Source organism: Nostoc sp. ChiSLP03a, assembly GCF_034531215.2.
Classification (GTDB): Bacteria; Cyanobacteriota; Cyanobacteriia; order Cyanobacteriales; family Nostocaceae; genus Nostoc.
In genome coordinates, this window is record NZ_JAVRBQ020000017.1 from 1 (window position 1) to 15,813 (window position 15,813).

Consider the following 15,813-nt stretch of genomic DNA (forward strand, 5'->3'; position numbering starts at 1 on the left):
CAATAGGTCATCAGTGATAGCATAAATTGTAATTATTTCGTTTAACATTACCCCTCCTAATTTTTCCTCTGGAGGGGATTTTATTGCTTATGCAATGCCACCTGAACACCTGCAAGCATAACTAGCAACTTGGGTTACTACGTCTCTACTAGGGTTCTGGATAACGCATATTTAATTTCACTAAATATTTAAAGTCTTACCAACTCAGCTAGAGTGAAGAACTCTTAACTCAAGTGTGTTGGATTTTAATTGGAAATTAACCTATTTAGTAACTTTTCTTAACTGTGTTTTACGAAGTATTTAGTTACTGTATTTAAGGATACGCAATTATTTTTTATAGCAAGGGACTGGGGACTGGGGACTGGGGACTGGGTGAAAAGCCTTTTTGTGTCTAAGTTTTATCGTCTGTTGATGTCCTAACCACCAAGACTTGTGCTATATAAATAAGCGCTAATCTAATCAAACATGGCCAGAATATACTATACCTTCCTGGCAGGGAGACTTGTTATATAGTCCCTGCTGGGTTTATTTTTTACAAGCTTTAAGTTTTTTTTGAATTTTCATGAGTTGGCGTTAGTGTAGATCGACTCAAACATCGCCAACACTATTTTCAAGGCAGGTATAGCAGAAGCCTTGGTGGTTAGGACATCATCTGTTGATGAAACTTAGACACAAAAAGACTTTTCACCCAGTCCCCAGTCCCTAGTCCCCAGTCCCTTGCTATATATTGGCTATTGGTCAGCCGTGACGATCGCGATCGCAGTCCATTGCTCTTGAGTCATAGATTCTCAGTTTTTACGATTAAGTGTCACTTGCTTCATAAGAAAGGATTGTAATGATTTCATCCAACGGGCGATCGCGATTAGACTTTTCTGGTGTTTCTTTACCCAAAGAGGTTTCTTTCACCAAACGGTAAACGTCAGCTGCTCCGTAAAAAATCTGCTCTGTCAGACCTAAGTCTTTAAAGGTTTCTGCAATCTCTTCCATCTCTCCTACCCAACGATGTGCTTTCGGTGTCATCGTTGGAATGGAACGCGTCAAAATACTAGCAAGTTCTTGTTGACTATTAGATACTTCATCCCATAGTTCCTTATCTAAACCTAAACGATGGGCTGCAATTAGTAATTCTGTGCCAATTGCTGTAAGTCCCTTTGTTAGTGCTGCGTAGGACATTTTCAACCCGGAAGCCTGACCAATTTCATCACCAATTACCCGTACATCCAAGCCGCGATCGCGCAGTTGTTGGAGTTGATTTGCCTGTTTTCCAGAAGTGTAAATGCGGGTGCGATTGGGAACTCGCGGTGGTGGGCCAATAATTGATGCATCTACAAATGTTCCCCCAACTGATTCAATCAAGTGTCCGATATTTATGACTTTTTGGGGTGCGATCGCATTACAATCAACGTAGAGAATGGGTTTACCAACATTGGCGATCGCCTCAGCTACTTGCTTCGCCGCTTGGGTAGCCGCTGCCGGGACTAGAACTGACAGCACCACATCAGATTCAATTACTAGTTGTCTGACGGAACCCACATCTTGGATGTTGGCTGCGGCTGCTAATTGCCGAGTTCGTTCACTGCGATCGTCTAGGGCTGCAATAGTTTTCAATCCATGTTGATTGAGAACAGCTGCGATCGCCTGTCCCATATCACCCGGACTTAAAATACCAATAGTTTGGATAGGCATGGAAAGTTTTATATTTATTTTATGGCTGACAAGTTAATTCAGGTAATTGAGTAGTCAGAAACTACGATAAATTGATGTATATACCGTATCTTTAATCCAACCACGGATAAGCTTAACAAGCAAGCTATCTGCTGAGAGATATGTAAGAGGTAGGAGCAAAACAGTCTTTATTTTATATATAAGGATTTTAATGAATTGCAATACAATAATATAGTGTAAGAATTTTATACTGGAAATGTGTGACATATTCAAGTAAGAATGTTGACTTTACCAGTATCAATATCGTAACAAGCACCAACAATTTTTAGTTTACCTTCACGAAGCAATTTAGCTAAAATAGTTGAGCTTTCTTGCAATTTTTCAGTTTGATATTGAATGTTGGCTATAACTGCATCTTGCATATTATCGCCAGTTCTGAGCTTTACCTTTTCTACAGATGGTTTGATACCTTCAATAATCAAACCAATTCTGCCCGGAAGTGGTTCGTTTTTGATTGCTTCTGCTACTGCACCACATCTTCTATGACCCAAAACCATAATCAACTGCGAACCCAATACTGCTGTAGCATATTCCAGACTACCTATAACCGTGTCACTGACAACATTACCAGCAACTCGCACGACAAATAAATCTCCAAGTCCTCGATCGAAAACAATTTCCGCAGGTACTCTAGAATCTGCACAGCCCAATATGGCGGCAAAGGGATACTGAGCTTTCGCAACTAATCGTAGGTGTTCTAGTGATTGATCGGGATATTGGCGTTTTTGATGGATAAATCTTTGATTACCATCAAGCAAGCGTTTGATGGCTTCATTTGGACTGATTGAATTAGGGTTAACTGGGTGAATATCAGCAACAGCAGTTTGCTCTGTATTCCAAAAGCTATCACCAAAAGTAGTAGCTGCAATACCTACAACACTGGCGAATTTCAAGAAATTACGTCGCCCGACAAATCCATTAATTCGACTCATCAATCTACCTGACAACAATCAAGCTGTTCCCAAGAACATATCAGACTTAACTAAGATGCAAGAGTACTTGATTACACGGTTTAAGAGTCATTTAATATTCGCGTGATTCGAGTGGTTAGAATTCCATCTGGTTTAGTGATGAAAGCAGATGACTAAGCGATACAAGATAATCATTAAAAGCTATTAAAGAGGATGTTTGAAAAGTATTGGAAATGAAACTTTTCAAACATCCTCTAAAAGCAATAGCGTAGTTTGTTTGGTATTTGCTTCCTGATTCACTCAGGCACAAAGCTCTGTTATGACGTTCATTTTCAAAAATTTGTGGTTGACTGAAATTGGTTCTTTGGCTAATAATGTGTTTTTTCTAGTCAAATTTAAAGTACTTTTATCTAAACTCAGGTTAGGCATCTCTTGCCAGCAGTGGCGGCAGAACCAGTAGGTTTCTTGTAAACGAATGTGACGAAGCATTTGGTTGGAACAGCAAGGGCAGTTTGTCATAAAATTGTTGTTTTATTAAAAAAGTTAAACAAAAATAAGTAGTTTGCTCTTGGCTTAACTACCAACAGCTTTAATTTATAAATAGAAAATAAAGAACTAATAAAGAAATGACGTAGTTAAAAAACTTTAGAAAATATTAACAATTACTTGATTAGCGTAGAATCGCAAGAAGCACAGGTATCGCTCACCCTTTAAGACAGTATATTTATACAAGAACGATTACGCCCGTTTGCTTTGGCTTGATAAAGGGCTTGATCTGCTGCCTCAATCAAATCTAAAGGAGCCATATTGGGTGTCGGAATCACTGTGGCAATTCCGATACTCAAAGTGACGTGGTGCATCACAGGCGATGCCGCGTGGGGAATATTTAGCTGTTGGATAGCTTTATGAATTTCTTGGGCAACGTGAACAGCCCCATTACTAGCAGTGTTAGGCAAGATGACAACAAACTCTTCTCCACCATAACGAGCAGCTAAATCTCTAGAACGTTTGACACTTTTTTTGAAAGCTTGGGCAATAAAGCGCAAACAATCATCTCCCGCCGTATGACCATAAGTATCGTTATATTGTTTAAAATAATCAATGTCACATAAAAGTAGTGAGATAAAACCTTGTTCTCGTAAAAGATATTGCCAGATAGAATTAAGCTTAAGATCAAAACATCGGCGATTGGCGATTTGAGTTAATTCATCCACCATTACCATATTTTCAAGCTGCTGGTTGGCACGCTGCAATTGTTGATAAAGTTCTGATTGCTGAATAGCGATCGCTACCTGTGTTGCCAATTGCTGAAGCAGTTCGCTTGCCCAAGGTTGCCACTGACGCGGGGCGCTGCAATGATGAGCAACCAAAAGACCCCAAAGGCGATCGCCCTGTAAAATTGGTACAACTAGCTTGGCTCTGACTTGCAACTTTTCCAATAACTCTACATGACAAGGGGCAAATCCGGCGCTGTAGATGTCTGGAGTAACTCTGAGCGTACTTTCTGGATAAGACTGTTCCTGTATATTGACAAAATAGCTGTCTGTAATTTCCATATTCAAAATCGATTGCCAACCTGCTGCTATAGACTCCGTGACAATCACACCACTCCAATCACGGTTAAAGCGATAGATGATGACGCGATCGGTTTGCAGAAAATGTCGAACTTCAGCAACAGTTGTGTTTAAGATTTCATCCAAGTCCAAAGACCTACGGATATGTTGAGCGATCGCATAAACCATGCGTTCCCGTTCTGTTTGCTGTTGCAGGGCAATTTGTGCCTGTTTGCGGTCTGTGATATCTGTAAATGATGTCACCACCGCAGATGGTTTTGAGTCATCGGATTCAAACAGTGGCTGAGAATTGATTGAAATCCAAGTCAAGCTGCCATCAGGTTTATGAACTCCCATAATCACATGAAATTGAGGTTTTCCAGTGCGTAAGGTGACAATGGCGGGGTGAGTTTCGCCTGGAAAAGAAGTGCCATCTTCATGAATCGCTCGCCACTGCAAAGCGATGGAAGTTCGCCCCATCATTTGATCGGCTGTTAACCCTAAAATTCTTTCGGCACTGTCATTACAGGTGGTAATGCGTCCATTGGATTGCTGTAGGACAATACCTTCTGCCATCGCTGTAATTACGGAACGATAGCGTTGTTCGCTTTCTCGCAGCGCTTCTTCCATACGCTTGCGTTCAGTAATATCAGTATGAGTTCCTAGCATCCGTAGGGGAAAACCATTCTTAGCGCGACTCGAAACTTGACCGCGATCTAAAATCCATTTGTAAGTTCCATCCTTGCATTTAATCCGATATTCACTGACATATTGTTGGGTTTCACTGGATAAATGCTTGCTAATCTCCTCGTAAACCCTCGCTTTATCATCGGGGTGAACCCGCTGTTCCCATTCACTGAGGGTAGTTCCAATTTCATGCTCTGCAAACCCTAACATTTCTTTCCATCGTCGGGAAAAAAAGACTTCGTTAGTTTCAGCATTCAAATCCCAAACTCCGTCACCATTTCCTTCCAAGGCATACTGCCATCTTTCTTCACTGTTTTTGAGTGCGGCTTCAATTTGTTTACGTGAGGTGATATCTTCAAAAATGTATAACCGCCCAAAGTATCGATCCTGAGTATCTCGAATTTGACTAGAAAAGCGGCGAATCGTTCGCCCATCGACAAATAAAATTTCATCCTCAATCGTGCAACGATTTTCTTCAGATTGCAACGGTTTATAAGATTTGACAAATGCCGATGCATCGACAATTGAAGATATACAATTAGGAATGATGTCATTATTTTTTAAAGCACCCAAACGCATTTGGTCTTCTAGATGTTCGATGCCCCAAATTTTACAGAAGTGGTGATTGAAATAGAGGATTTCATCGGTACGATTGTCAACAACAAAAAATCCCAGCAAAGAAGTTTCAGTCATAGAACGCAGCAAAGCTTCCCGCCAGCGCAATTCTGATTCTGTACGCTGGTGTTCTTGTAGTGCAGCTTGTTGCTTGGTAATATTGTTTTCGTTGACGAGGATGATGGAGTTACCCGTTACTGGATCGCGGGTGCATCGTATATCGATCCCATGCCACTGAATTCCCTCAGTAGTAAACACCTGAGCCTCTATGCTGAACGCCTCACCGCAATTAATCGCTTTCATAGCTTGTTGTCCAACACTCTTGTCAACAAAGTGACTCAGGAAAATATTCTCAACTGACGAGTTAGGGTACAGGGTATCCCGATAACAGCGAAGGGCTGCCGGATTTTGCATCAAAGGTACACCATCGATCGTGTAAAGCGAGATCATGACTGTGGTGTGACGTAGGGCTTCAATCGATCTGAGTGTTTCTCGATCGATCTGATTGATAATTTCTGTCGATCCTTCAACCAGCATCGCCATTCGTCCTTCTTCAATTTGAATTCCAGAAAAGATGCAGCGCAGAGAAACAGGTTTTCCTTCTGGGTAAAATGTCCAGTTTTCAGTGATGGTTTTCCCTTGCTGAAATTCTTGCAAATAGCTTTGCATTCGAGTGTGAGTAGACTGGGAAACATCACTGAAGTTGCGACTGAGCAATTCTTCTCGACTTTGAGCATTCCAAATATGCACAGCAGATTGATTCGCCCACCACATCTGCAAGTTTTGAATATCATAAATCCAAACTGGAGTTTGTAATCGGTCAAATGCAATCAAGTCTGTAACTGATATATTCTTTGGCAATGCTGTTCTTGTGATAATGGAACCTCTAAAATTCTGATACAGAGTTTTTTTGATTGATTTCAACCTTGGCTGAACTGTCAAATTTTTCAGGTTTTGATTCAGTTGCAGCGTTAGTTTTTCGCAGGATGTAGCCTTTTGCCGATGGCGTTCTGCTTCCCCAAGAGCGATTCCTAGTTCTGCGGCTATCAGTTGGAAATACTCAATTTCTAAAGAACTCCATTGACGCGAACCACTGCACTGGTGAGCAATTACTAAGCCCCATAAATGAGGATATGTACTAGAAACTCCATCAAGTTCTTGATTGTTTACTAAAATTGGTACTACTAAATTAGCTCGAATCTGCAAGTCTGTTAATAGTTTTTTGTAACAAGGGTCAAGGTTTGTAGTATGAATGTCTTCAATGACACTAACGCTTCCATCTCGATATCGCTCTACCCATATCGCATTGAAGCAACGATCGTAAATTAATTGCCCTAGAATCGGTTTCCATCCATTACTTACAGACTCTTCTACGATGACTCCATCTCCATCCGGCAAAAAACGATAGATAATGGCGCGATCGCTTTCTAATGTTGTTCTAACTTCGCTGACAATAATCTTGAGAATTTCACTCATTTCAAGTGACTGATGAATTTGATCGGCCAGCATCCTAATTCGATCGAGGATTTGCTTTAAATCAATTTCAGAACCCGATAGACGATTGAACAGCATAGTAATAATCTATGTATATGCACTTAGGTAGATGTAAGATTTTTCTCTGGTATTTAATTTTATTCCAAATTATCTAAAACGTTAAGTTAAATTTAAGCTTAAACTTGATATACAGCAGAATTCAGAAGTAAAACAGGCTTTATACCTGGCTTTGAGACGAATCGTTGCGTACTTCACTTTTCTTGAAATCCGCTGTAGCAATCCAAATTGAAACGTGAGAAAATATATAGGCAGAAAAAAAGTATCTATAAGTGTTTCAGCGATTTTATTTTTTACTAATAATTTAAGATTGCTATTATTGGTAATAACTTCTTGATTTTATTAAACTTATTAAGTTTAAATATCAAAGTCTTCTTAATTCTGACTTCTGGATTCTGGATTCTGAATTCTTACGGATGTTTTACCCATTCTTGTTTAATCTTTTAGTCAAGTAAAATCCCAACCCAGCAATTGAGCAACTTGAGACGGGAGGGTAACTGGATTAAAGGGTTTGAGAATTACACCTGCAACTTGATACTGTCGCAAAATTTGCGAATCCAACCATCGCGCTTTCGCACTGAGCAACACTACAGGAATAGCTTGAGTTTCTGGATGATTTCTTAGTTTATTCATAAACTCAAAACTAGCCAAATCGCGGATTGAGATATCTAATACAATCGCATCAGGAGTATAGTGTACTGCATTCTGCAATCCTTCTAATGGAGAATCTGCTGTCACCACATTCCAACCAGCTAAATCTTGGAGGCAAAATTTTACTATCTCACGGACATGCAGTTCATCATCAATGAGCAATATAGTTTTGCCGATTATATTTACCTCCTTTAGCATATTCATTTGATTTCATATACCTTTCTTAGTTACAGATATAGCAAGGGACTGGGGACTGGGGACTGGGGGCTGGGGACTGGGGACTGGGTGAAAAGCCTTTTTGTGTCTAAGTTTTATCGTCTGTTGATGTCCTAACCACCAAGACTTGTGCTATAAAAGGTTTTTATCTGTAACCAAAAAAATACATTACAAAAATAAAAAACTAATAAAGATATAGATTTCGTTACCAAACTTAATTATTAATCGTCCCACCCCAGAATCTCACTAACTTCGTTGCAAATAGAGGTGGGTTCAAAAGGTTTGGTGATAATCCCAGCAATTCCCATCTGGGCGAAACGGGCGCGATCGCTCCCTTGAACTTTCGCTGTTAACAAAATCACTGGTATAGCTTCGGTTTCTGAATTTGCCTGAAGTTTTTCGTAGACTGCAAAGCCGTCCATGTCAGGCATAGAAACATCAAGTAGAATGGCATCAATAAGTTCCATCTGGGCAATTTTTAATCCTTCTGACCCTGATGCAGCTGTCAGGGTGTCCCATCCTCCTAAGTCTTCTAAACAAGCTTGCACTAATTCGCGGATTCGTTCTTCATCATCTACAATTAACAATTTTTTTGTCATTGGTCATTTGTCATTTGTCATTTGTCATTTGTCATTGGTCATTAGTTATTCTCCCCTACCCCCTGCCCCCTGCCCCCTGCCCTCTGCCCCCTGCCCTCTGCCCCCTGCTCCCCTGCCTAATTCCCTGGCAATGGCAGAGTGAAGAAAAACGTGCTGCCAACACCAAGAGTACTTTCAGCCCAGATTTGCCCACCGTGCCGATCGATAATACTACGACAGATTGCCAATCCCAAGCCTGTGCCGCCTTTGGTGCGAGAATCAGAGGCATCTACTTGCTGAAATCTTCCAAAGATTGCTTCTAACTTATCTGCTGGAATACCTCGGCCTCGATCCGTTATTTGGAATAGTACGCGGTCTGTTTGCTGTTGGACACTGAGGGTAATAGTAGAATCGGCAGGGGAGAATTTAATCGCATTACCTAACAAATTGGTGAGTGTTTGCACGATAGCATCAGCCGCCGCCCAAACTTGAGCATTGGTAGGGTGGATCTTAAAAGTAATATTTTGCTGATTGGCGATCGCTTGCACTACGGCTACTGCTTGTTGAATTAAATCAGCTGCATTGCAGATGGTTTTTTCTAAGACAGCTCGATCCGATTCTAAGCGTTCCAAATCGAGAATATCGTTGACAAGACGCACTAAGCGATCGCTGTCGATGGCTGCAATCTCAATCATCCGCTTAAATTTATCTGGTTTTTTGTCGTAGATACCAGTTTGTAGTAAACCTAATGCTGCGCGAATTGCAGTTAAGGGAGTGCGGAGTTCGTGACTAACGATGCCAATAAACTCACTTTTGATCGAATTAATCTGCTCTAGTTCAGTGATATCTTCGGCAATCCCAGCAATCCGAACTACCTCGCCCAATTCATTTTTGATCGGAAATGCGCGATCGCGAATCCAACGGATTGAACCATCAGGGCGGATAATGCGATATTTTTTATCGTATTGCCCTGCTTTCATCTGTTCAATGAGTTCAATTTCGACACGCTGCCGATCTTCTGGGTGAATTGCATCTAACCAATTTGAATAGTCGCGATACAAGTCCTCACAATTTTTTTGCCAGATGGTTTGGTATGCATTGCTCACATATAGAATTTGCTGATTTTGAATATCGGTCATCCAAAATACTGCTTGGATGTTTTCTGCCAGCTGACGAAATTTTTCTTCGCTGTGGCGTAAAGCATCTTCGATGCGTTTGCGTTCGGTGATATCTTGGTGAACTGCAACCAGAACGTCGCCGTAGTCGGGATGTCTGAATACCGAAGCCGTCACACTACACCAAAATGGCGTACTATCTTTTTTAAGATTCTGGACTTCGTAGGTGGCTTCAGTATTTTGTAAAACGGCAGACAAAGTGGCTTGATTTACATTTTTAGTAGTTACTGATTTGGTGACACAATTCGCAATCGAAACGTGTTGACCGTTGAGTTCGCCAGAGTCATAGCCAAACATCTGCTCAAATTTCGGATTGGCATAGACAATGATTGCATTATCAATTCTTACTAAGCAAATGCCTTCCCCCATATTTCGGGTGATTACAGCCTGAAGCTCCAGCATTTGCGTCTGTTCTAAAAGTGTGAGTTGGGTTTGTTGCTGCTCTATAACTGTTTTTCGCAGGCGATCGTTCGTCTCTGTCAGTTGGGCAGTGCGTTCTTGCACCCGTTGCTCAAGTTCGGTATTCAGTTGTTGTAGGTCAATTTCTGCCTGTTTGCGCTCTGTTAGTTCTGTCTGTAACTGTTTGACCAAAGCTGCTTGCTGGATAGCAATGCTTACCTGCGCTCCCAACTGCCGCAACAGAGAAATTTCTCTTGATTGCCACTCACGAGGAGCCTTACATTGATGAGCAGCTAATAATCCCCACAATTCATCTCCTACGGAAACAGGAACGACCAGATTTGCCCTCACTTGGAGACTTTCCAAAAATTCAACGTGACAGGGACTAATTCCAGCAGTATAAATATCAGTTTTGGCAGTGACTAAGCCTTGTTTAAAGGGTTCGACGTTCTCTTCACCAATGCAAGCGTCATAAATCTGGAGTGGTAAAAGAGCCATGCAGTCCGGTGCAACAGACTCAATCACAATCGTTCCTCCCCAACCTGGATAAAATTGGAAGATAGTGACGCGATCGCACTCCAGAAATTGCCGCACTTCATCGACAGTAGTTTGTAAGATATCTTGTAAATTGAGCGATCGCCGGATACGCTGGCTGATCTCCATTACTAAGCGCTGTTGCTCAAATTGATGTTGCAACGTTTCTTGTGCTTGTTTGCGTTCGTCAAGAGCTATCCGCAGTTGCTCGGCGTTTTCTTGAGACAATTGTTGATTGAGTTGTTGAATCTTCCGTCTGCTGTACTGAAGATTGCCTGTCACCAGGTTAACGATCGAGGCAACTAGGAGGAAAAAACCTAGCCGTAATATATCTCCTGGTTGATTAATCCCCAGTTGATATCGAGGGGGAATCAAGTAATAATCAATTGCTAGTGTGGAAAGGACAACTGTAACAATTCCTGGTCGAAAGCCACCATACGAAGTACTGACGATAATAGCTATATAGAAAAAAGCACCAATGGTTCGGGAAATAAGCGGTTCTAACCAGAGTGACAGCAGCAGGGCGATCGCAGTTGAACCAATAGCCACACCGTAGTTCAATAATCGCTGATAATTTCCGATCATGCTTTACTTCTCCCTGGCTGAGAGCGCCAACGAGTTCTTTGAATGCGGCTCAGTACCCGTGTCACAAGTTCTGGCCCTAGTACTGGCTTGCTGATAAAATCATCGGCTCCGGCAGCAAAAGCTTGCTGAAGAAATTCTGCTTCCGTATGGGCTGTAACTACTAAAATCGGTAAATCTCCCCACTGGGCATCCTGGCGCACGACCTTGCACAACTCTAATCCGTTGACTATCGGCATTTCTAAATCTAGCACCACCAAATCAGGAGATGTTGCAATCAGGACTTTCCAAAATTGTTGTGATTGGGAGAGGGTGATTACTTCCAGTCCCCAAGGAGTTAACAACGCCGATAATCCAGCTAGCATTACAGGATCGTCGTCTACGATTAAAACTTTGGCTTCGGAAGTTTGAGGTTGAGATAAGACACGAGCGATCGCCTGAAAAATCTCCTCGGTTGTCGCCGGTTTGTGCAAAAATTGTCTAGCTCCTAAACGCGATACTTTCAGTCGATCTGCTAGGCTATCTCGTCCGGTAAAAACAATTACTGGGATATTTGGCGATCGCTCTACTATCTCGCTCAATAATATTAATCCGTCTTCCTCTGATGTTGTAAAACTCAAATCCAGTAAAACTGCGTCAGGAGTTTTTAAGGAAAAAAGCGATCGGGCGGTTGCTAAGTTTGGTGCAACCTTCATCCTGATTCCCCATGAATCGGCTTCTGCTTGCAACTGCTTTGTCAGCATAGGATCATTATCAATTACTAACAGCCGATGAGTTTGCTTCATCGGAACATTTGGAGCAGTGGAAGTGAGAGCAGGCTTGGTTAACTCTTGCTGTAATGCTGTTACCAGTTGCGAGAAATTAGAGATTTGCTCTGGAGATAGCAAGGAATCTTCAAGCAGCAAATGTTCTATTTTCCGTCCGAGCCGAGAACCCTCTGGATAACCGAACGATCCCATTGAACCTGCTAGCTTATGAGCTTCACGCAACGCATTCTGCTGTAAATCTTCATTTAAATTTCCTGCCAAGAGTGCAGTTTTTGCTTGCTCTAGCACTGCAACCTGTCCAACAAAGGAATTACGAAATCGCTCCAACACCCGATTTACAGAAGTCATATCTTTGGGGCTGGGTTTCTTCTTTCCATGTTGATTATTTTCCCCAATAGACATGGGGCGATTAGGTACAGGCTTGATCCGATAGCCCATGCCATATACCGTTTCTAGAAGTTCTTCTGCTATACCTGCTGTTTTCAGTTTCTTGCGCAAGTCTTTAATATGAGTCGTAACTGCATTTTCAGTCGGTGCATCCCCAAATCCCCAAAGCCGATCTAGAATCACTGCCCGACTAAAGATCCGGTCTGGGTTTTGCAAAAACAACTCCAGCAGTTTGTATTCTGTGGCTGTGAGGAGAATTTCCTGCTCATTACAAGTTACTCTGCCGGCACTTGGATCTAAAGAGAGATTTCCCCAGGTTAAAATAGATGATGAGATCGCCCCATTGCGTCGTAATAAAGAGCGAATTCTGGCTAGTAATGCTTCTGGGTCGAAGGGTTTGATGACGTAATCATCTGCTCCGGCATCTAACCCCGCCACAATATCTGCATTAGAATTTTTCCCTGTTAATAACAGAATAGATTTATGGTAGCCTTGCTTTCGCAGTTGCCGACACAAGGTAATCCCATCCAGTTTTGGAATTAGCCAGTCTAGCAAAATCAACTCATATTCAGTAGATAGCGCTAGTTCTAATCCAGCTTGTCCATTGCTTGCAATGTCGATAGTATAATGATTTGCACTCAACAACTCGAAAAGTGCTGTACTCAGTAATACGTCATCCTCTACCAACAAAATTTTCATAAGTTGTATCAAAAGAAGATGCTGATGACACCTTCGCGATCGCAGGACACACCCTCTGCGCGGTCAAACTTTTTTAATGTAATTTTAATATATTGTTACAAACAATACAACAAGTTAATTTAATGTGAGTTCGACGGGTGCTATTTTGACCTCTCCCCCCGCCCCTCTCCTACCAGGAGAGGGGAGCAAAAACCCTCCTTACTCGTTATCCTTAAAGGAGAGGGAGGCTGTCCGGGAGAGGCCTGTCGAACTCACGTTAATTTAGATAGATTTTGCAGTCTGACATATTTCGACTTATATCTGTGTCAGTGCATTAGTACTATATATTTTCTGTTTGATTTCTAGCCAGTTGTAATGAAGCGGTGGCGCTGGCGCTGCATACACCTTAAGGTGGTTGGGAGAGCGCGAACGTCAACAACTGGCCATTGGGTGGGATTTTGAGACGGGAATCGATCCCTTGTAGAATTTTCTCAATGTCCCTGTAACCCTGTTGATATATAAATTAAAACTGCAACAGAAAAACTTTGGATGCCAAATTGCCAAAAGCACTCAACACAATAGACTTTTGGCATTTGTAATTTTTGCTTTCCGATTGGGGAAAGGTTAAAAGGGAAGGGAAAATTCCATACCTTTACCCTTTACCCCTTACCCTTTTCCCCACAATGCCATAAACGCTATATATATTAAGAGGATCGGCTAGATTTGCAATCATACTTTGTATGGTAGTTCTGCACGCACTTTCAGATTTCATCGACTGCGATTTTGCGATCGCTGACTCATCTTGTAACTATTGGTACGAAGGGCGTTGTCCGCAAAGTGGCGATTGCCTAAAATTACCCCGCACTTCAATGTCCGAAGCGATCGCCCACGGACTAATGCAACATCTTGCCAACAATGACTGTTATTCTCGTGAAGGGAAGATGTATGGAATCCTATTGGTTGAACTGCCTAATGGCGAACAACGGGTACTAAAAGCTTTTTCTGGTCTTTTGAATAGTTGCAGTGTGATTGAGGGCTGGGTGCCGCCAATTCCGGGACGAGATGAAGTTGCTTTCGAGGAAAGCCGTACTTTGGCACAGTTGGACGCGATTAAGCAAGAAATTATTACCTTGAAGCAACTAACCGAACGCCAGCAGTATGAAATCTTGTTTAATGACTTTGAGCAGCAGTTACAAGCAATGAGCGATCGCCATCGCTATTGCAAACATCAACGACAGCAAAAACGTCAGCAAATCTGCAATACACTCACTGCCGAAGCGCTTACCATTGCCCTTGAACAACTCGACGAAGAGAGTCGTCAACAGGGAATTGAGCGACGACAACTTAAACGCCAGCAAAATGCTGTATTACAGCCTCTCCAGCAATTAATTGCAGCGACAGATGCACGAATTAGCGAACTGAAACAACGGCGCAAAGAACTTTCTTGTCAATTGCAAGCTCAGATGCACGCTAGCTATAGCCTGACTAATTTTTCTGGGCGATCGCAATCATTGCAAGAATTGATGCCAGGAGGTTCTCCCACCGGCACAGGAGACTGTTGTGCCCCAAAGCTGCTTCATTATGCGGCAACACATAATCTCAAACCCCTAGCAATGGCAGAATTTTGGTGGGGTGAGTCTTCCGCAAATCAGAATAAAATTCCGGGAGAATTTTACGGAGCGTGTGCCGAGCGATGTCAGCCATTGATGGGGTTTTTGCTCTCAGGATTAAGACCTAACCCCCCAGCCCCCTTCCCTGCAAGGGAAGGGGGAGTAAGAAGCACCTCTTTACCCATTATTTATGAAGATGAATGGCTGATTGCTGTAAATAAACCTGCTGGATTACTTTCAGTACCTGGGCGTTATCGCGATCGCCAAGATAGTGTTTTGAGTCGCTTACGTCATTTGTTACTTGATGGTATGGCGCTTATATCTGTGCATCGCCTAGATCGAGAAACTTCCGGGATTTTGTTGTTAGCACGCGATCGCCAAACCCATCGGCAACTCAGCCAGCAGTTTCAGCAACGCCAGGTTCACAAGGTTTATGAAGCCATACTTTCCGGTGTTTTGACAATTGAGCAAGGTAAAATTGAACTGCCATTATGGGGAGATCCTGAAAATCGGCCATATCAAAAAGTTGATTGGCAGTACGGTAAACCCAGCTTGACACACTTCCAAATAATGGCGAGAGAAGGAGACTATACCCGCGTAGAATTTACGCCAATAACAGGACGCACTCATCAGTTAAGGGTTCATGCAGCTGATGCGCGAGGATTTGGGATAACTATTTTAGGCGATCGCCTTTATGGATGTAGTGCAGCTACCAGTCGTTTACATCTGCACGCCAGAGAGCTTCGCTTCAAGCATCCGCAGTTAGAAAAAACCTTGCATTTACAATCAATTATGCCCTTCTGACGGATTATATTACAGCATATTTCAAGGAAAGTCAGGTACAGAAGCTAAGTCTGTTACCCGTTTTATATCAAGTCAGGGTAATTAGTTCTGATTCCCACAGTCATCGCATCCCACCCCACCAAAGCTTTGCTTTGTCTTCCCTAACAGCTAGCCTATTGCTTTTTAAATTTGTATGTGATAATTTCTGCTTGTAGTTAATTCAACGGTTATTCGACCGACTTATAGTACTTGTAAAAATTAATATAGCTGCTAATACCAATTTTTTATAAAGCTGCATAGAATTCGATCCCCCCTAACCCCCCTTAAAAAGGGGGGAACCGGAAAAACATCTATCAAAGTCCCCCTTTTCAAGGGGGATTTAGGGGGATCAAGATATGTGCAACTTCACAT

General features: G+C 42.1%; 8 protein-coding genes. 1 reads left to right on the forward strand and 7 read right to left on the reverse strand.

The window, feature by feature from the left end; translation table 11 throughout:
- Positions 1–801 precede the first annotated feature (801 nt).
- The 7 genes from RMY32_RS02375 to RMY32_RS02405 all read right to left on the reverse strand — a co-directional run bounded on the left by RMY32_RS02375 (position 802) and on the right by RMY32_RS02405 (position 13,030).
- Complete coding sequence (locus tag RMY32_RS02375) at positions 802–1,686, reverse strand: NAD(P)-dependent oxidoreductase (protein WP_322713298.1); 885 nt, start codon at positions 1,684–1,686, stop codon at positions 802–804.
- A 248-nt stretch (positions 1,687–1,934) separates the two neighbouring features.
- Positions 1,935–2,657 carry a carbonic anhydrase gene (locus RMY32_RS02380; RefSeq protein ID WP_322713299.1) on the reverse strand — a complete coding sequence of 241 codons (723 nt, stop codon included), beginning with the start codon at positions 2,655–2,657 and terminating at the stop codon, positions 1,935–1,937.
- 689 nt (positions 2,658–3,346) lie between these two features.
- On the reverse strand, positions 3,347–7,063 hold the full coding sequence (locus RMY32_RS02385) for a diguanylate cyclase domain-containing protein (RefSeq protein WP_322713301.1): 3,717 nt from the start codon (positions 7,061–7,063) through the stop codon (positions 3,347–3,349).
- 426 nt (positions 7,064–7,489) lie between these two features.
- Positions 7,490–7,897, reverse strand: a complete 408-nt coding sequence (locus tag RMY32_RS02390; RefSeq protein ID WP_322671950.1) for a response regulator — start codon at positions 7,895–7,897, stop codon at positions 7,490–7,492.
- Positions 7,898–8,130: 233 nt separating this feature from the next.
- Positions 8,131–8,508, reverse strand: a complete 378-nt coding sequence (locus RMY32_RS02395; RefSeq protein ID WP_322695128.1) for a response regulator — start codon at positions 8,506–8,508, stop codon at positions 8,131–8,133.
- Between the two features lie 116 nt (positions 8,509–8,624).
- Positions 8,625–11,180 (reverse strand): ATP-binding protein, encoded by a 2,556-nt coding sequence (locus RMY32_RS02400; RefSeq protein ID WP_322713302.1) that lies wholly within the window; start codon positions 11,178–11,180, stop codon positions 8,625–8,627.
- On the reverse strand, positions 11,177–13,030 hold the full coding sequence (locus RMY32_RS02405) for a response regulator (protein WP_322713303.1): 1,854 nt from the start codon (positions 13,028–13,030) through the stop codon (positions 11,177–11,179). Before RMY32_RS02405 ends, RMY32_RS02400 begins: the two co-directional genes overlap by 4 nt.
- 719 nt (positions 13,031–13,749) lie before the next feature.
- Here RMY32_RS02405 and RMY32_RS02410 point away from each other — a divergent pair.
- Positions 13,750–15,423 carry an RluA family pseudouridine synthase gene (locus RMY32_RS02410; protein WP_322713304.1) on the forward strand — a complete coding sequence of 558 codons (1,674 nt, stop codon included), beginning with the start codon at positions 13,750–13,752 and terminating at the stop codon, positions 15,421–15,423.
- The last annotated feature ends 390 nt before the right edge of the window (positions 15,424–15,813 follow it).